Consider the following 16,435-nt stretch of genomic DNA (forward strand, 5'->3'; position numbering starts at 1 on the left):
CCAGGACGATGACGACCTTTCCTTCCGCCGCGCGCGGTGTCGCGTGGGGGGAGGAATCCAGATGGCCAACGAGCCCAAGCAGCAGAAGCCGGAGCAGTCCGCACCCGAGCCCGAGGAGCGCAAGCGTCCGCGGACCTCCAAGGCGGACGAAGCCCGAGAAGATGGGATGCCCGGTTACGGGCAGCCCGATGAGGACGTTCGCGAGCAGTCGCTTCCGGAGCAGTCCTGGTAGCGACGCAGGGCATGAAGCGCGGGTTTCACCTCGCGCGTGTCCAACAGCGTGCATCTGGCGCGTGACCAGGCCCTGGAGTCCGATGCAGAGGCTTGGCCCCGCGCATCCGGGTTGTTAGTTCTCGAAAACGGAGCTCGCTGAAAGTGTTCCTGCGCGCGCTTCTTCTGGCGGTCGAGCGTCGCGCGCGTTCCCTCACCCGCCAATACAAGTGATGGATCCTGAATGGATCGCCGGACGTGGTCGCTCTTCGAGACGGGCATCCCGAGTTTCGACACGCTGCTGGGCGGAGGCATCCCCAGGCGACAATCCATCATCGTGGCTGGAGACCCGGGCAGCGGGAAGACGGTGCTGTGCAGCCAGATGGCCTTCCTCGCCGCGGCGCGAGGCCTGCCCGTCGTGCTGGTCACCGTCACGTCCGAACCCCACGACAAGCTCGTGGGCGAGCTGAGCAGCTTCAGCTTCTTCAAGGAGGAGCTGCTGGACGAAAAGCTCTTCGTGATGAGCGCCTACTCATCGCTCAAGCAGGGCGCGAAGGAGACGCGGGACCTCATCATCCAGACGGTGCGCAAGCGGGGCGCGAAGCTGCTCTTCATCGATGGCCTTCGCGCCATTCGGGACCTCTGGCAGGACGAGGCGCGCCTGCGCGAGTTCCTCTATGAGCTGGGCATTGGCCTGGCCGCGGCGGATTGCGTCGGCCTCTTCACCACCGAGTACCCCCTGGAGAAGCTGCTGACGCTGCCCGAAGCCACCACAGTGGACGGCATCGTCTCCCTGGCGGTGGTGAAGCACGGCGCCCGCCGCATGCGCCGCGTGGAGGTCGTGAAGCTGCGCGGCCGGCCACACCTGTCGGGGGAGCACCTGATGCGCATCGACGGGGACGGGGTGTCCTTCATCCCGCGTCTGGAGTCGCTGGAGCCCACGGAGGGGGACGTGGAGCCGCCCGAGGAGCGCGTCAGCTTCGGGCTGCCGGAGCTGGACGTCTTGATGGAGGGCGGCCTGCCCCGCACGAGCGCCACGCTGCTCGCGGGCAGCATGGGCATTGGCAAGACGCTGCTGGCCGCGCACTTCGCGGTGGAGGGGGCGCGCCGGGACGAGCACTCCCTCTTCGTCTCGTTCCATGACTCCACGGCGTCGCTCGCCGCTCGGGCGCGGCGCATCCAACTGGACGTGGCGCGCTTCGTGAAAAGCGGGCTCATCACCTACCTGTACATCCCGCCGACGGAGCTGGAGGCGGACCTGGTGATGGACCGCATCTTCCAGGAGGTGGAGCGGCGGAACGTGAAGCGGCTCGTCATCGATGGCCTCACGACGCTCGAGCAGTCCATCACCGAGCGGGAGCGCAGGCCACTCTTCCTGGGGGCGCTCGCGGGGAAGCTGCGCCGGGCGGGGGTGACGACGCTGTACACCCGGGAGGTCTCCAAGGTGGCTGGCACGGAGCTCGACTTCAGCGATGCGCCCGTCTCCATCCTCGGGGAGAACCTGCTCCTCTTGCGCTACGTGGAGCTGCGCGGGCGCATCCACCGCATCCTGTCGGTGCTCAAGATGCGCGACAGCAAGTACGACAATGACTTGCGCGAGTTCCAGATCACCGACTCGGGGATGAAGGTGCTGGCGACGATGCGCTCCGCGGAGGGGCTGCTGACGGGGCAGGCCCGGCCCATTGGGACGAGCATCGGAGCCTCGGAATGAGCGGCGTCCTCATCGCGGAGGATGAGGAAGCGCTGCTCGAGGTCTTCGCCGAGGTCGTGGAGGCGCTCGGCTACCGCGCCATCCGGGCCCACAATGGCGAAGACGCGCTCATGCTTGCGCGCACGGAGCCGCCAGACCTGGTGGTCAGCGACCACATGATGCCCCGCCGCACGGGGATGGAGCTGCTGCGCGCCATGCGGGCGGAGCCGAGTCTCGCATCGGTTCCCTTCGTGCTGCTGAGCGCCGCGCGGCCCGCGGGAAGGGAGGAGGCGGACGTCTTTCTCGCCAAGCCCGTGGACCTGAGCGCTTTCGAAGAGGCCATCACCGGTGCGCTTCGCTCGAGGCCGCCCGTGGCCGTGCCCACCCTCCCCGCGCCGAAAGCCCCCACGGACACGCGCAGGGGGCCCTTCCTGGCCCGTGAGGAGGTGCTCAACTGGGTGGCCCATGAGCTGAAGACGCCGCTCTCCTCGGCCCGCCTCAACGCCCAGGTCCTGCAGCGCAAGGTGGAGAAGCGGGGCGAGGAGGACGAGGTCCGTTCGGCGGAAGCCGTACTGCGGCAACTGGATCGGATGAACCACCTCATCTCCTCCATCCTGGACGCCTCGCGCCTGTCCGAAGGCAAGGTGGAGCTGCGGCCCAGGCAGGGCGACATAGCCGTCTTCCTCCGGGAGCTCATCCAGGAGTGGCGCGACCTGGAACCGCAGGTGGACTTCGTGCTGCGGGGAGTGGAGGCGCCCGTGTTCATTCCCTTCGACGGGGAGCGGGTGCGGCAGGTGCTCAACAACCTGCTCTCCAACGCGGTGAAGTACGGGGGCGAGGCACGGCGGGTCGAACTGGGCCTCTCCCTGCACCCCGGGCTGGCGGACATCCACGTCCGGGATTGGGGCATCGGCATCTCCGCGGGGGCGCTTACCTCCGTCTTCGAGCGCTTCCAGCGGGCGGACGGCGAGCCCGCCCAGGGGCATGGCCTGGGGCTCTACATCGCCTCGTCGCTGGCGAAGTTGCACGGCGGCTCGTTGTCGGTGAAGTCCGTGCTGGGGGAGGGGGCGACCTTCCACCTTCGGCTGCCCCTGAGCCGGCGTTCCGTGTCCTAGCCGGCCAGCGCGCGAACGTGCGGCACGTGCCGCACGAGCGCGTCCACCACGCGCGCCACGTCCGCTTCCGTCGTGCCGGGGCCCATGCTGAAGCGAAGGCTGCCTCGGGCCTGCGCGGGCGACAGGCCCATGGCCCGCAGGACATGCGACGGCGTCAGCGTGCCGGACGCGCAGGCGGCGCCGGAAGACACGCAGATGCCCTCCAGATCGAGGGCGATGAGCAGCGACTCACCCTCCACGCCGTCGAAGCGCAGGTTGCTGGTGTTGGGCACGCGCGGGGCCGCGCCGCCGTTGATGTGCACGCCGGGCAGTCGCGCCGTCACTTCCCGTTCGAATGCATCGCGGAGCGTGGTCAGCCGCGCCGTGGTCTCAGACAGCTCCGCATCGGCCAACGTGAGCGCCAGCGCCAGCGCCTCCGCGTAGGGCACGTTCTGCGTCCCCCCGCGACGGCCGCCTTCCTGGTGGCCCGGCGTGAGCGCGCGGACGTCCACGCTCTTGCGGACCATCAGCACGCCCACGCCCGGAGGGCCGCCGAACTTGTGCGCGGACAGGGACAACAGGTCGGCGTCCACCTCGCGCAGGGACAGGGGCACCTTGCCCGCGGCCTGCACCGCGTCCGTGTGGAACAGCACGCCGCGCTGCCGGCACGCGAGCGCCACCTCCCGCGCGGGCTGGAGCACGCCCGTCTCGTTGTTGGCCCACATCAACGAGCACAAGGCCGCGTCTGGCGTCAGGGCCTCCAGCATGTCGGCTTCGCGCACGCGCCCGTCCGGACCGGGCGCCACCCGCACGACGTGGGCGCCTTCCCGCTCCAACTGCGCCACCGCGCCCAGCAGGGCGGGGTGCTCCACCGCGGATGTCACCACCCGCCGCCGCTCGGGCTGGGGCCGCAGGTGCCAGGCGCCCACGAGCGCCAGCGCGTCCGCCTCGCTGCCGGAGCCGGTGAAGCTGACTTCCTTCGGCTCGCAGCCCAGCACGCGGGCCACCTGCGCCCGCGCCGCGTCCAACCGGGCCCGGGCCGCGCGGCCCTCCTGGTGCACGCTGGACGCATTGCCATAACCGCTCGACGCGAAGGCGCGCGACAGCAGCGCCGCCACCTCCGCCCGCACCGGCGCGGCCGCGTTGTAGTCCCAGTACGTCACGAGTCCTGCGCGTACAGCAGCGACACCGGCCGCTGGTCGGCGACGCCGAACGCCTCCAGGAACTTGGCCACCAGCTCGCGCTTGAGCGCCTTGCGCTGCGCCAGCTTCCCGGACAGCGGCAGCCGCGCTCCGGCCATGCTGCCGTGGCCGCCGGACGAGCCGCCGTAGTCCTCGCAGATTTCGCGGATGAGGCGCCCCGCGTTCATCCGCCGGTCCTTGACGCGCAAGCTGAGGAAGAGCTGGTTGCGGTACGTCCCGAAGGCCAGCGACCACTTCATGCCTTCGAGGAACATCAGTCGCTCGGCCACCTCCGCCACCATGTCCGGGGAGTAGACCTCCTCCAGGTCGGTGATGATGGCCGTCCCGTACACCTTCGCCCGCTCGTAGGCCGTGTGGTAGAGCTGGAAGTAGCGCGCGGGCAGCTCGGGATGCTCAATCTGCGCCAGCAGCATCTTGTCCATGCGCGGGAACAGCCACAGGTAGCTGTCCACGTCCGTGGGCGTCGTCTCCCGGCCCAGGTCGCGCGTGTCCGCCTTGATGCCGTAGAACAGGCCGGTGGCCACCTCCGCGGAGGGCTCCAACCGGGCCGCGCGCAGGTACTCCACCAGCATGGTGGACGTGGCTCCGAAGTCGCCGCCCACGTCCGCGAAAGGGGCCTCCAGGCTCTCCTGGCGCAGCGGGTGGTGGTCCACCACCAGGTGCGCTTGCAGCCGCGCGGGCAGGGAGTGGTTGCCCACCTTGGGCTGCGTGTCCACCAGCCCGAAGAGGTCGTACTCGTCGAAGTCGATGGTCGACACGTGCGAGACGGGCAGGCGCAGCACCTTCACGAAGGCGATGTTCTCCGCCCGGCCGATGATGCCGCCGTAGCCGATGTGGGCCTTCAGGCCCGCCTTGCGCTCGAGCAGGTGCGCCAGGGCCACCGCCGCCGCCAGCGCGTCCGGGTCCGGATTGTCGTGGGTGAGGATGAGCGCCTTGTGGTGGCCCTGGGCCACTCGCAGGAGCCGCTCCAGCTTGTCACGGGCTGGCATATGGGCCAGCCGCGGTGGCGGGGGCTCCGTCAGCTCGCCTCCCGAGCTTCCGGTTCCGCGGCGGCTGTTGAGGGACTGTGTCACGGGCATGGGTATTCTTCTTACTTCCTCCCGTCCGGGGATTCGAGGATCCGGGGTCTGTTGCCAACACACCAATGGTGTCGACGGACCCCGCATCCTTCACGACGCGCGAGAGGAGCGTGAGCCTGCGCGCTCCCTCGCCGGGCCGCCGCGGGACGTGGACTAGCTGTTCAGGGCCTTGTACTTGCGCCCCAGGTCCCGGAAGTACTTCATGCCGTTGTCGAGCGAGTTCTCCATTGCGTCCATCAGCACCGTCCGGAAGCCCGCCGCGGGTCCCCGGAAGGACTCGTAGTAGCGCTGCCGGTCGATGGAGTGGATGACAGCGGGCATGTAGCCGTTGCGCAGCAGGATGAGGTTGCTGCACATGCGCCCCACCTTCCCGCTGTGCTCGGTGAAGGGGAAGATCTGCACGAACTTGTGCTGGACCGTGGCCGCCTGCTTGATGGGGTGGAACTCGCGGAACTCGGCGCTGGCCGTGTAGTCCACGAGCTTCTCCAGCTCCGGCTGGATCTTCGCCGGCTGGGAGATGTCGTGGAAGTACGTGCGGTGCAGCGGCATGTCCTTGCGCAGCCCGGACCTGTCGCGTTCCTTGGCCAGCTCCTTCTCCGTGCGCTCGCGGCGCTCCATGCGCGCGCGCTCCGTCTGGGCCTCTGGCGTGTTGCCCAGGAAGAGGTCGTGCATCCGCTTGATGGTGGTCAGTGTGATTTGCGCCTGCTTCTTGGCGCCCGCTGCCTCCTCACGGATGAAGTCACAGACGGCCTTGTGGTTCCGGATTTCGAGGACCACCGGAATCATGGAGGCTTCCGCGCTGGTTCGATGCGGGAACAGCGCGGCCATCAGTTCCTGATGGGTGTAGACGACTCCCTCTAGCGCGGCGTCGTGGTAGATCCACGACATCTCCATCTTGTCCAAGAACTCGCGCGCGTCCGGCTTGTCCTTGTAGATGTCGAGGTACCCACGCAGCGTTTCGTTCTTCTCGTCGATGTCCTGGTAGCGTTCCTTCACGGACTGCGGCTCCTTCTCGCTGCGGGTCCGCCGCGGGCGGTACTCGAAGCATGCGGCCGAGCGGTACAACGGCGCGTGGATTCTAGAAATTCCGCGCGGTTGTAACAACGAAATCATCACAGATTGACGAGGAACACCTCGCACGCCTGGTCGAGCAGGTCCTTTGAGAGCGCGGGAGGTATCTGCCGGTAGCGTGCCGCGTCCCGGATGAGGCTCACCAGGTCCCGAGGGTGGCACGAGCGAAGCTCCATGCTCCGCGGCTTGTAGTAGTGCTCGATGAGGTACGTGACGGCCTGGTCCACGTACGGGATTCCCGCTGCCTCGCAGACGCGACTGAAGATTTCCCGGTAAGCCTCTTCGTCGGGGTTCCCGACCTCAATCTTGTACTTGATGCGGCGCAGGAAGGCCTCGTCCACCAGTTCCTTGGGGTCCAGGTTGGTGGAGAAGACGAGGAGCTGGTCGAAGGGGATTTCGAACTTCTTGCCAGTGTGAAGGGTGAGGAAGTCCACCCGCTTCTCCAGGGGGACAATCCACCGGTTGAGCAGGTCCGTGGGGTGGACCTTCTGGCGGCCGAAGTCGTCGATGAGGAGCATGCCGCCGTTGGCCTTCACCTGGAACGGGGCCTCGTAGAAGCGGGTGCTCTCCGAATAGATGAGGTCCAGCATCGCCAGCGTCAGCTCGCCGCCCACGACGACGGAGGGCCGGCGGCACACGAGCCACCGGTTGTCCATTTCGAAGGTCTGCCGGCGGCCGGAGGCGTCCCGGCCGACCTCCAGCGACACCGGCGTGTGGATGAGCCGGTCGTGGACCTGGATGATTTGATTCCCAATCTCCAGGCAGTGGGGGACGAAGACCTCGCCGCCGAACATGTTGGAGACGGCCTCGGCCAGGCTCGTCTTGCCGTTGCCGGGCGAGCCGTAGAGGAACAGCGAGCGGCCGGAGTTCACCGCCGGGCCCAGCTTGTCCATCAGCTCCGCGGGGACGGTGAGGTGGCTGAGCGCCATCACCAGCTCCTCCTGGCTGACGACGGGCGTCTCCTCCGTCTGGCTGGTGATGAGCGCGTTGTACTGCTCAATGGGGACCGGCGCGGGGCCCACGTAGGTGGTGCGGGTGAGGGCGTCTCGCGCGTACTCGCGGCCCTTCTCCGACAGGATGAACTCCACGGACGCGCGGCCAAAGCCCTTGCCGCCGCGCAGGTCCACCAGCTTCTCCGTGGCGAGGAAGTCCACCACGTGCTCGATGACGCCTGGCCACGGCAGCCGCATCTCGTCCGCGATGCCCATGCCCGTGCCCGTGCCCGCGTAATAGAGGTACTTCAGGGCGATGTCGGACAGGATGCCCATCTTGAGCCCCGTGTCCTCCACCGACTTCGGCTCGGGTGGAGCGATGTCGAGGATGGATGGGTTCTCGAGCTTGAACGGATTGTCGTCGTAGTCGTAGCCAGCGGGAGGAGCCATCAAGCCCCGTTCTAGCCCATTCGATGGGCGGTCGGGCGCGGGACGTGGCCTCTTCCCTGACTGCCCGCCCCCCTCCCATGCCGAAGAGGGGGGCGAAGCGGGGGGCTCAGATGTACGTGAGCCACTCCGCGTACTTCGGCTCCTGGCCGCGCACGATGCGGAAGTACATGTCCTGCACGTACCGGGTAATGGGGCCGGGCTTGCCGTCGCCCACCTGGCGGTTGTCCACCTCGCGCACGGGGGTGATCTCCGCCGCCGTGCCGCAGAGGAAGATCTCGTTGGTGATGTAGAGCGCGTCGCGGGTGAAGGTGACCTCCTCCACCGTGCGGCCGCTGTCGCGCAGGATGTGCAGCACCGTGTCGCGGGTGATGCCGTCCAGGATGGGGCCGGACAGCGGGGGCGTCTTGATGATGCCCTTCTTGTTCACCTGGAAGATGTTCTCGCCGGAGGCCTCGGCCACGAAGCCGCTGATGTCCAGGAGGATGGCCTCGTCGTAGCCCGCCAGCACCGCCTCGCGCTTGGCGAGGATGGAGTTGACGTACTGGCCGGTAATCTTCCCGCGCACCATGTTCACGTTGACGTGCATGCGCGTGTACGAGCTGACCTTGGCGCGGATGCCTTCCTTGATGCCCTTGTCGCCCAGGTACGCGCCCCAGTCCCAGGCCGTCACGGCCGTGCGGGTGGGGTTCACCGCGCCCAGTCCCATGGCACCGTCGCCCATGAAGGCCACCGGCCGCAGGTACGCACCGTTGGCGAACAGGTCCTTCTGCGCGCGGAGCAGATTCACGCACGCGTCGAAGAGCTCGTCCTCGGTGTACGGAATCTTCAGCATGATGATGTGCGCCGAGTCGAGCAGCCGGCGGACGTGCTCACGCAGCCGGAAGACGGCCAGCCGTCCGTCGTGCGTCTTGTATGCGCGGATGCCCTCGAAGACACCCAGGCCATAGTGAAGCGCGTGCGTCATCAGATGCACGTGGCCCTCGTCCCATTTCATCAGTCGGCCGTCGAGCCAGATTTGCTCGGCGCGCACTCCACTACTCGAGGTCGAGCTCATTCGTTGTTCCTTCGCCTGGATGTTGATGGGGGACAGCCAGGGCCTTCTAGCCAGTGAAACCTATGAGGTCAAAGCGTGTTTCTCGTCCCGAAACAGTCACAGCACTGGTGGCAGGGGGGCGAGCATCCGACGGAGGAACGGGAGGTCCTCCGCGAGTGCCGCCCTGCCGAATTGTAACGCCTTCGAGGCCAGTTCCACCGACGGTACGACGTCTAGCGGTGACAGTGTTCGCGGAAAGCGTTTGACGTGGTGCGTATAGGGAAGGTTCGGCGCCACCGTCATCGCGGCGAGCCGCTGGAGGGGCAGCCAGAAGGGCGTGGTCAGCTTCGGAGCGAAGCCGTCGAGCGCGAGGATGAACGCGTTGCGCGTGCCGATGCGGCCTCGGGCCACTGCCTTCCACGCCGCCTTCGCTGGCAGGTTGTCCACCAGTCCTCCGTCGATGAGCCTCGCGACGCCGTGCTGGGCCATGAGTCCTTCCACCAACGTGTGCATGCCGGGGTCCTCGCGCAGCACGTCGTAGTGGATGACGCCGGGCAGCGCGGAGGAGAAGCCCGCGGCGTCGAGCGCGTCGAAGTCGCCGGTGGTGTCGTCCGCACCCAGGTAGAGGCGGGCGGTGATTTCGGGGCGGGTGAAGAGTTCGGCCATGGCACCCATGGCGGCTTGGATGCGGCGTGCCACGCCCGCGGGGTTGAGCAGACCCAGCGGACTGGTGCCCAGCAGGCGCTCGTAATACTCCAGCGGCCGGGGAAGCATGCCGCGGCGGATGCCGCCCACGGCGATGAGCGTCGGCACCGGCAAGTCCTTGAGCCGCATGCCACTGTTCTCCGGTCCCGCGCTGAAGAAGCGGCCCAGCCCCGCGCGCAGAAACAGCCGCAGCGCGGCGGGCAGGCCATAGCGGCTCTCCGTGGAGATGAAGCGGAAGAGCTTCCGGAAGGAAAGCCCGCGGACGATGTTGATCATGTCCGTGGCGTCGAAGCGCGTCAGGCGCGAGCGCATGATGGCCAGGATGGCGCCCATGGACGTCCCGGCGAGTAGGCGCGGCTCCAGGCCGTATTCGTCCAGGAGGCTCATCGCTCCCAGGTAGACGTAGGCCGTGCCGCCGCCGCCACCGGTGACCAGCACCAGTTCCTTGTGCCGGATTTCCCGGTCCAGCGCCTCGGGGGGAACGCGCCCGCGCAGCCGCTGCGCCACCATGTCGCGCGCCTTGGCGGCGTGCTGGCGCAGGTCCTTCACGTGCGGCATCAGCCGGTCCCGCGTGGGCGGGAAGGGGGCTTTGAGGACGGGGCCCAGGCGGCGCTCCACCTCCTCGCGAAATGGGGTGAGCAGCGCGCCCACGCCCACGTCGCGTTCGCCGTGCCGCACCTTGTAGAGGCGCGCCAGCGACAGGGCGGTGCGGAGGATGGCTTCCTCGCGCGGGTCGACCAGGGCCGCGTTGGCCAGCGATGCGCGCACGAGGCGGAGCTCCATCTCCTCAAGCGGCCGGGTGATCTGGAAGCGTTCCTTCAGCAGCACGCGCTTCGAGGGCCCGTCAGGCCTGGGCGATCTGCGAGAGGTTGGCCTTCGCCTTCTCGATGTCGCCTTCGTACTTGAGGACGAGGTTCAGCGTGGAGGCCACCACGTCGGCGGTGAGCTGCTCCGCGTTCAGCAGCGCCAGGCTCTGGGCCCAGTCGAGCGTCTCGCTGATGGAGGGCGCCTTCTTCAGGTCGAGCGAGCGGATGGCGGCCACCGCTTCCACCACCTGCTCCGCCAGCACCTGGGGGACCTGGGGCAGTCGCGAGCGGACGATGCGCAGCTCGCGCTCGCGGTCCGGGAAGTCGATGTGCAGGTGGAGGCAGCGGCGCTTGAGCGCGTCGGACAGCTCGCGCGCGGCGTTGGAGGTGAGCAGCACGCGGGGGATGTGCTTCGCCCGGAAGGTACCCAGCTCGGGGATGGTGACGGCGTTGTCGGAGAGCACCTCCAGCAGGAAGGCCTCGAACTCCGGGTCCGCCTTGTCGATTTCGTCCACCAGCAGCAGGGCGGGGCGCTCAGAGAGCTGGGCCTTCAGCACCGGGCGGGGCAGCAGGAAGCGTTCAGAGAAGAACACCGCGTCGCTGGAGGCCAGCCGGTCCGCCGCCTGCGCCAGCGTGGTGGTGCCCTGCACCATGTCCCCAATCTTGTCCTTGAGGAGCTGGGTGTAGAGCAGCTGCTTGGCGTACTCCCACTCGTAGAGGGCCTTCGCCTCGTCCAGGCCCTCGTAGCACTGAAGCCGGATGAACTCGCGGCCCAGCGCCTGGGCCAGTGCCTTGGCCAGCTCTGTCTTGCCGACGCCGGCGGGGCCTTCCACCAGGATGGGCTTGTTCATCCGGTCCGCCAGGAAGGCCGCCGTGGCGATCTCCGGCGAGGATAGATAGCCCACCTGCTCCAGGCGATTCTCCGCGTCCTCCACGCTGGTGAAGGCGTGGCTCTCAACCGTCGAAGGGGTGCTCACCCGGTGAACTTAACCGACGCCCTCCTGGGGACTGCGGCAAAAATGCCAGGGTTCCGGCGTCGTCATCGTGGCCCGTTCGCCTCGCTGCCTGGCAAACCCGCGTAACTCTGGAGGGAAATTTTCTGCGCAACGTGGGCACACCTCGTGCATCTCAGAGTTTCCAATCGGTATTCAGGGAGGTGAGCGGTCATGGTGTGGGCGTGGTTGCGGATGGTGATGATGGTGGCAGTGGTCCTGCTTCCGGGCGGCTTCCCGCTGCTGCTGGCCTATGTCGCCTTGCGTACACTCCGCAGCAGTTGGCGCCGTGCCCAGGAGGAGGCCCAGACGGGGGGCCGCGTGGTGTCGCTCCGGGACGTCGTCTCCACGCTCCACTTCAAGGAGCTGGTCCGCGAGGCACGCGCCGCGCTCTGAGCGCGGATGGAACCGCTCGACCCTTCCTGGGTTGAAACTGAGACGGCCCTGACACACCTGCCCGGCTAGGGCATGGATGTCAGGGCCGTTTCATTGTGGACTCGGGGTTCCGAGGCCGAGGCCGTCGGGATTCCGGCGGGGTGCCGGAATCCCGGCGCCGTTACTTGTCCAGCTCGTCCACCAGGGCCGTCCAGTCGTCGTCTTCCTTGGCCGTGGGCAACTGGATGACCAGGGTCCGGTCGGTGGGCTCGGACTCGTCACTCAGCGCCGCCGGCGGGGCGGGAGCCGGGGCAGGGGCCTTCTTCGCGGCGGCCTGGGCCGCAGGCTTGGCGGCCGGCTTCTTCGCCGGAGCCTGGGCCGCGGCGGCGGGCGCGATGACCTGGTTGAGCTGCGTCCTCACGGCCAGCTCGTCGTCCTCGGCCGCTGCGGGCTTGGCGGCGGCCTTGGCCGGGGTGGCCGGGGTGGCGGACTTGCTCTTGTATCGGGCCAGCTCCAGCTCGGCGACCTTGAGGGCCTTGCTCTTCTCCTGCACGGACTGCTGCAGGCGGGCGACCTCCTGCGCCTTGATGGCGTCGCGACGCTCCAGCTCCGCCTTCTGCTTGGCGGCGAGGTCTTCCTGCTCCTTGGCGTGCCGCGCCTCCAGGTCCTTGCGCTCCTTCTGCGCGGCGGCCAGGCGGGTGGAGGCCTCGTGGGCCTTGCTCTCGGCGGCGGCCACCTTGGCGTTGAGCTCCTTCTCCGCGCGGGACTTGGCGCCCTGCGCGTTCTCCACCGCCAGCTCCAGGTCCTGGATCTTCTTCGCCCGCGCGCTCAACTGGCCCTGCAGGTCCTTGGCCCTGGCGTCGGCCTCGGTGGCCTGCGTCTGGGCGTCCTGCGCGAACTGGGCGATGCGCTGCTCGGCCTTGGCCAGCTTCGCGGCCAGTTCGTCCGCCGCGCGCTTGGCGTCGGCACGTTCCTGGTTCGCCTGCTGGGCCTGCTGCTGGAGCCGGGCCTCGGCCTGCTGGAGCTGGCCCGCGAGGCCGTCCCGCTCGGCGGTGAGTTTCTGCTGGGCGGCGCCCGCAGCGCGCAGCTGGTCCTCGCGGCCCGCCAGCGCCTTGCGGCCCTGTTCGAGCTGCTCGTTGAGACCGGTAAGCTGCTGCCCCAGGCCCTCGGCCTGACGGCGGGCCTCGGTGGCCTGCGTCTGGAGCTTGGCCTCCAGGGCCTTGAGCTGCTCGGTACGGGTGGCGACCTCGCGGTTGAGCACCTCCGCCTGACGCATCTTCTCCTGCGTCACGTGGGTGAGCTTGCGGAGCGTGTCCGACAGCTCGGTGCCCTTCTGCGTCAGGTCGTTCTGGAGGAGCTCCTCGCGGCGCTGCGACTCCTCGGTGAGCGTGTGCAGCCGCTCCTCGAGGTGGGCCCGGGTGTTCTCCGTCTGCGCCAGCGTGGCGGTGAGCTGCGTCAGCTCGGCGACGCGGGTGCCTAGCTCGTGCTTGGTGAGGGTGAGGTGCTCGCCCAGGTCCTCGCCATGGGCACGCGCCTCGGCCAGCTGGCCTTCCAGCGCGGTCTGGGTGCTCGCGGCGGCCTTCCGGCTCTCCTGGTGCGCGTGCTGCTCACGCGCCAGCGCGTCGCGGGTGGCGGCGAGCTGGCCGTGGGTCTGCTCCAGCGTCTGGCTGGTGGCCTCCAGCTCGGAGCGGAGTCCGTCACGCTCACTGGTGAGGTCACCGATGTGCGCGCTCGTCTCCGCGGCCAGCTTCTCGTGCGCGGCCCGCTCTGCCTCGTAGTTGCCCTGCGTCTCGGACAGCTCGCTGCGGAGCTGGCCAATCTGCCCGGTGAGGTCCTGCTCCAGCGCGTCCTTCGCGGCGCCCAGGTCCGCCAGCTCCGCGATGCGCTGGTCGCGCTCGCGGGTGGTGTGCGCCAGCGTGTCGCTGGTCTCCTGGAGCGCGCCGCGCGTGTCCTCCAGCGCCGCATGCGTCTGCTGGAGCGTCTGGGAGGTGGCCTCCAGCTCGCCACGCGTCTCCGCCAGCGTGCCTTCGGTGCTGGCGAGCGTGTTCTGCGTGTCGGCGAGCTGCTGCTCCGTCTGCGCCAGCGTCTGCTGTGTCTGCTGGAGCGTCTGGCTGGTGGCGTCCAGCTCGCCGCGCGTCTCCGCGAGCGCGCCTTCCGTCTGCGCCAGCGTCTGCTGTGTCTGCTGGAGCGTCTGGCTGGTGGCATCCAGCTCGCCACGCGTCTCCGCGAGCGCGCCTTCCGTGTTGGAGAGGGCCTGCTGCGTCTGGGCCAGCGTCTGGCTGGTGGCGTCCAGCTCGCCGCGCGTCTGCGCCAGGGCTCCTTCCGTGTCGGAAAGGGCCTGCTGCGTCTGGGCCAGCGTCTGGCTGGTGGCGTCCAGTTCGCCGCGCGTCTCCGCCAGCGTGCCTTCGGTGCTGGCGAGCGTGTTCTGCGTGTCGGCGAGCTGCTGCTCCGTCTGCGCCAGCGTCTGCTGCGTCTGGGCCAGCGTCTGGCTGGTGGCCTCCAGGTCTCCGCTCAGCTCGGAGATGCGCTGGTCGCGCGCGGCCACGTCCCCTTGCAGGGATTCGATGGTGGACTCCCGCTGGGAGACGGTGTCCTCCAGCTGGGCCACGCGCGCGGAGAGCTGTTCGCCGGTCCGCTGCGAGTCATCGAGCTGCCGCTGCGTCTCCTCGAGCTGCGAGGTGAGCGCTTGAATCTGGCCGGTGAGGTCCGCTTCGAGCTCGGCCTTGGCGGAGCGCAGCTCCTCCAACTGACGGGAGAGGTCCGCCTCCAGCGCGTCCTTCGCCTGGGAGAGGGCCTGGAGCCGGTCGTTGAGGTCCGTCTCCAGCTCGTCCTTGGCCTGTCCCAGCGCCTGGAGCTCCGCGGTCAGCTCATTCTCGCGGTCCTCCAGGTGCGTCTTGACAGCCTCGACTTCGCCCTCGAGCTCGCCGATGCGCTCCAACTGCTGCTGGATGTTGGCGTTGAGCTCCGCCTCGGTGTGCTCGTTCCGAGCGATGGTCTCCGACAGCTCGCGCTCGAGCGTGCCGAGCTTCGCGTCACGCTCCTCGATGCGCTGGGTGAGCTCGGCCTCCTGGGCGTCCTTGTCCAGCCGGAGCTGGTCGCGCTCGCCCGTGGTTCGCGCGAGGTCCGCCTCCAGGTCCGCGACCTGCTGGCTGAGCTTCGCCTCCAGCGCATCGCGCTCGGCGTTGAGCCGGTGGATTTCCGCGTCAGCCTGGGTGCCGTGCTCCTCGGCACGGGCAGCGCGGGCTTCCAGGCCGCGCACGGTGGTGTCGCGCTCCTGCTCGGTCTGCTGCAGCCGCTCCTGGAGGGCCTGGATTTCACCGTCCAGCTCGGCGAAGCGCTGGTCACGCTCGCTGATGGTGCGGTTCAGCTCGGACTCGAAGTCGTCACCGCGCTTCGTCAGCCGCGCGATTTCGCCTTCATTCGCGAGGATGGTGTCCTGGAGCTTCTGCTCCTTGACCTCGAACTCGAGCGTGACGACGCCGAGGTGCTTCTCCAGCTTGTCGTACTCGTTGCGGCCGTGCTCCAGCTCGCCGGCGCGGCGGCTCAGCTCCTCCTCGGCTCGGGAGACTTCCCGGCGCAGGAGGTTGATGTCCTTCTCCTTGGAGGCGACGACCTCGATGAGGTCCTTCTCCGCGGAGAACTTCTGGAGGAGCAGGTCATCGACGGTGGCGCCGTGCTCGCGCTCCTTCTGGATGGTGGCCTGCTGGGCCTCGTTGAAGCGGCGCAGCAGGTCGTCCACCTGCATCTTCAAGCCCTGCAGCTCCACGTCCTTCTCGTGGATGCGGTCCTCGCCGGAGAGCAGCTCGCGCTCGCGCACGTTCCAGATCTCGGAGAGGCGGGCGAGCTGGGCCTCGCGCGTCTTCAGCTCGTCGCGGAGGATCTGGATCTTGCCCTCGGGCGTGCCCATCAGCTCGCGCCGCGGTGGCGGGCGCTTGAGCTGGCGGGACTCGGCGAGCAGCTCCGCCTTGCGGTCCGCGATGGACTGGAACGTGCGGTCGAGGAACGCGCGGTCCTCTTCCGTCATCGCGCTGCGGCGCTCGCGCTTGGGCAGCTTCGGCGGCCCCCCCGCGGCGGCCTTGAGCGACGGAGGCATGGGCGGCGGTGCTTCGCGCGTCCCATTCAGCGCGGCATCCAGCGACGCGCCGGTGTCATCCGTGCCTGGCGGCACGATGCCGTGGCTCAAGGCGGCCAGCTCGCCCATCTCGAACGGGATGGCGAGGTAACCGTCCGCGGCTTGCGGCGTCTGACGATGCTGCGCCAGGCCATCCACGCCGCTCTCGGAGGAGAGCAGCAGGACCTTGAGGTTCTGACCCCACTTGCCCTTCTTGATGTTGCCGCAGAGGACGAAGCCGGACTGATCCTTCAGCTCCGCGCGGAGGACGACCAAGTCTGGTCGGCGCTTCTCCAGCTCACGCTGCGCGTCAGCCGCCGTCTCAGCCAAGGCTGTCTGGTAACCCGCACCCTTGAGCACGGTGGCCATGCTGAGCGCAAAATCATGCTCGCTTTCGACGATGAGGACCCGACGCTCCATGAAGCCCTTTGTCCCGGAAAAAGTGCTGTGAAAACCGGAACATCCTATCGGGCGCTTGTGACCCTTGGAAAGTTTCCAGGAGCAGCTCGGTTGCCAGCCTCACGAGCTCTTGCCGCGGACGACGACTTCCGAACGGACTGAGGGGGCCGGGTGGGCGGGGTTCGTGGGCTCGTCGCGCCCGGGGAACGTCGTCGGGGGCGTATGTCGGTCGAAGCGGATTCCGTCGGGGGGGCAGTACCCGTGCGCGAGCTGGGCGAACCACGGG

The 16,435-nt window shown here is 68.6% G+C and carries 12 protein-coding genes; 4 read left to right on the plus strand and 8 right to left on the minus strand.

The window, feature by feature from the left end; translation table 11 throughout:
* Nucleotides 1-61: 61 nt before the first annotated feature.
* The 3 genes from FMP39_RS28660 to FMP39_RS28670 all read left to right on the plus strand — a co-directional run bounded on the left by FMP39_RS28660 (nucleotide 62) and on the right by FMP39_RS28670 (nucleotide 3,015).
* A complete protein-coding gene (locus tag FMP39_RS28660) occupies nucleotides 62-232 on the plus strand; it encodes a hypothetical protein (protein ID WP_228558411.1) in 171 nt (56 codons plus the stop codon).
* 222 nt (nucleotides 233-454) lie between these two features.
* On the plus strand, nucleotides 455-1,921 hold the full coding sequence (locus FMP39_RS28665) for an ATPase domain-containing protein (RefSeq protein ID WP_141593309.1): 1,467 nt from the start codon (nucleotides 455-457) through the stop codon (nucleotides 1,919-1,921).
* Nucleotides 1,918-3,015, plus strand: a complete 1,098-nt coding sequence (locus FMP39_RS28670) for a hybrid sensor histidine kinase/response regulator (protein WP_141593310.1) — start codon at nucleotides 1,918-1,920, stop codon at nucleotides 3,013-3,015. The genes FMP39_RS28665 and FMP39_RS28670 overlap by 4 nt, the downstream gene beginning before the upstream one ends.
* Here the strand turns inward: FMP39_RS28670 and FMP39_RS28675 are convergent.
* From FMP39_RS28675 to FMP39_RS28705, 7 genes are all read right to left on the minus strand, one after another.
* A complete protein-coding gene (locus tag FMP39_RS28675) occupies nucleotides 3,012-4,157 on the minus strand; it encodes a cysteine desulfurase family protein (protein WP_141593311.1) in 1,146 nt (381 codons plus the stop codon). The genes FMP39_RS28670 and FMP39_RS28675 overlap by 4 nt on opposite strands.
* Nucleotides 4,154-5,275, minus strand: coding sequence for a bifunctional oligoribonuclease/PAP phosphatase NrnA (locus FMP39_RS28680; RefSeq protein ID WP_141593312.1), 1,122 nt, complete (start codon nucleotides 5,273-5,275; stop codon nucleotides 4,154-4,156). Before FMP39_RS28680 ends, FMP39_RS28675 begins: the two co-directional genes overlap by 4 nt.
* A 153-nt stretch (nucleotides 5,276-5,428) precedes the next feature.
* The gene (locus FMP39_RS28685; RefSeq protein ID WP_141593313.1) at nucleotides 5,429-6,388 is read right to left on the minus strand and encodes a Fic family protein; all 960 of its coding nucleotides are present in this window, start codon (nucleotides 6,386-6,388) and stop codon (nucleotides 5,429-5,431) included.
* Nucleotides 6,388-7,728 carry an AAA family ATPase gene (locus tag FMP39_RS28690; RefSeq protein ID WP_141256826.1) on the minus strand — a complete coding sequence of 447 codons (1,341 nt, stop codon included), beginning with the start codon at nucleotides 7,726-7,728 and terminating at the stop codon, nucleotides 6,388-6,390. Before FMP39_RS28690 ends, FMP39_RS28685 begins: the two co-directional genes overlap by 1 nt.
* A 106-nt stretch (nucleotides 7,729-7,834) precedes the next feature.
* On the minus strand, nucleotides 7,835-8,782 hold the full coding sequence (locus tag FMP39_RS28695) for a branched-chain amino acid transaminase (RefSeq protein ID WP_141593314.1): 948 nt from the start codon (nucleotides 8,780-8,782) through the stop codon (nucleotides 7,835-7,837).
* A 96-nt stretch (nucleotides 8,783-8,878) separates the two neighbouring features.
* Nucleotides 8,879-10,294, minus strand: a complete 1,416-nt coding sequence (locus FMP39_RS28700; protein WP_141593315.1) for a patatin-like phospholipase family protein — start codon at nucleotides 10,292-10,294, stop codon at nucleotides 8,879-8,881.
* Nucleotides 10,295-10,310: 16 nt separating this feature from the next.
* On the minus strand, nucleotides 10,311-11,249 hold the full coding sequence (locus tag FMP39_RS28705; protein WP_090492865.1) for a MoxR family ATPase: 939 nt from the start codon (nucleotides 11,247-11,249) through the stop codon (nucleotides 10,311-10,313).
* Nucleotides 11,250-11,438: 189 nt separating this feature from the next.
* Here FMP39_RS28705 and FMP39_RS28710 point away from each other — a divergent pair, with 189 nt between their 5' ends.
* Entirely contained in the window at nucleotides 11,439-11,660 is a 222-nt protein-coding gene (locus tag FMP39_RS28710) for a hypothetical protein (RefSeq protein WP_140862253.1), read from the plus strand.
* Between the two features lie 160 nt (nucleotides 11,661-11,820).
* Here FMP39_RS28710 and FMP39_RS28715 read toward each other — a convergent pair whose 3' ends face one another.
* Nucleotides 11,821-16,170 carry a response regulator gene (locus FMP39_RS28715; protein ID WP_141593316.1) on the minus strand — a complete coding sequence of 1,450 codons (4,350 nt, stop codon included), beginning with the start codon at nucleotides 16,168-16,170 and terminating at the stop codon, nucleotides 11,821-11,823.
* Nucleotides 16,171-16,435 lie beyond the last annotated feature (265 nt).

The sequence above is a fragment of the Myxococcus sp. AB056 genome (genome assembly GCF_006547365.1).
Lineage (GTDB): Bacteria > Myxococcota > Myxococcia > Myxococcales > Myxococcaceae > Myxococcus > Myxococcus virescens.

Bases quoted from the DNA above. Each gene is read 5' to 3' on its own strand.
- FMP39_RS28660 (WP_228558411.1), top strand. From the start codon at position 62: ATGGCCAACGAGCCCAAGCAGCAGAAGCCGGAGCAGTCCGCACCCGAG.
- FMP39_RS28690 (WP_141256826.1), bottom strand. From the start codon at position 7,728: ATGGCTCCTCCCGCTGGCTACGACTACGACGACAATCCGTTCAAGCTC.
- FMP39_RS28710 (WP_140862253.1), top strand. From the start codon at position 11,439: ATGGTGTGGGCGTGGTTGCGGATGGTGATGATGGTGGCAGTGGTCCTG.
- FMP39_RS28680 (WP_141593312.1), bottom strand. From the start codon at position 5,275: ATGCCCGTGACACAGTCCCTCAACAGCCGCCGCGGAACCGGAAGCTCG.
- FMP39_RS28685 (WP_141593313.1), bottom strand. From the start codon at position 6,388: ATGATTTCGTTGTTACAACCGCGCGGAATTTCTAGAATCCACGCGCCG.
- FMP39_RS28670 (WP_141593310.1), top strand. From the start codon at position 1,918: ATGAGCGGCGTCCTCATCGCGGAGGATGAGGAAGCGCTGCTCGAGGTC.
- FMP39_RS28665 (WP_141593309.1), top strand. From the start codon at position 455: ATGGATCGCCGGACGTGGTCGCTCTTCGAGACGGGCATCCCGAGTTTC.
- FMP39_RS28695 (WP_141593314.1), bottom strand. From the start codon at position 8,782: ATGAGCTCGACCTCGAGTAGTGGAGTGCGCGCCGAGCAAATCTGGCTC.
- FMP39_RS28715 (WP_141593316.1), bottom strand. From the start codon at position 16,170: ATGGAGCGTCGGGTCCTCATCGTCGAAAGCGAGCATGATTTTGCGCTC.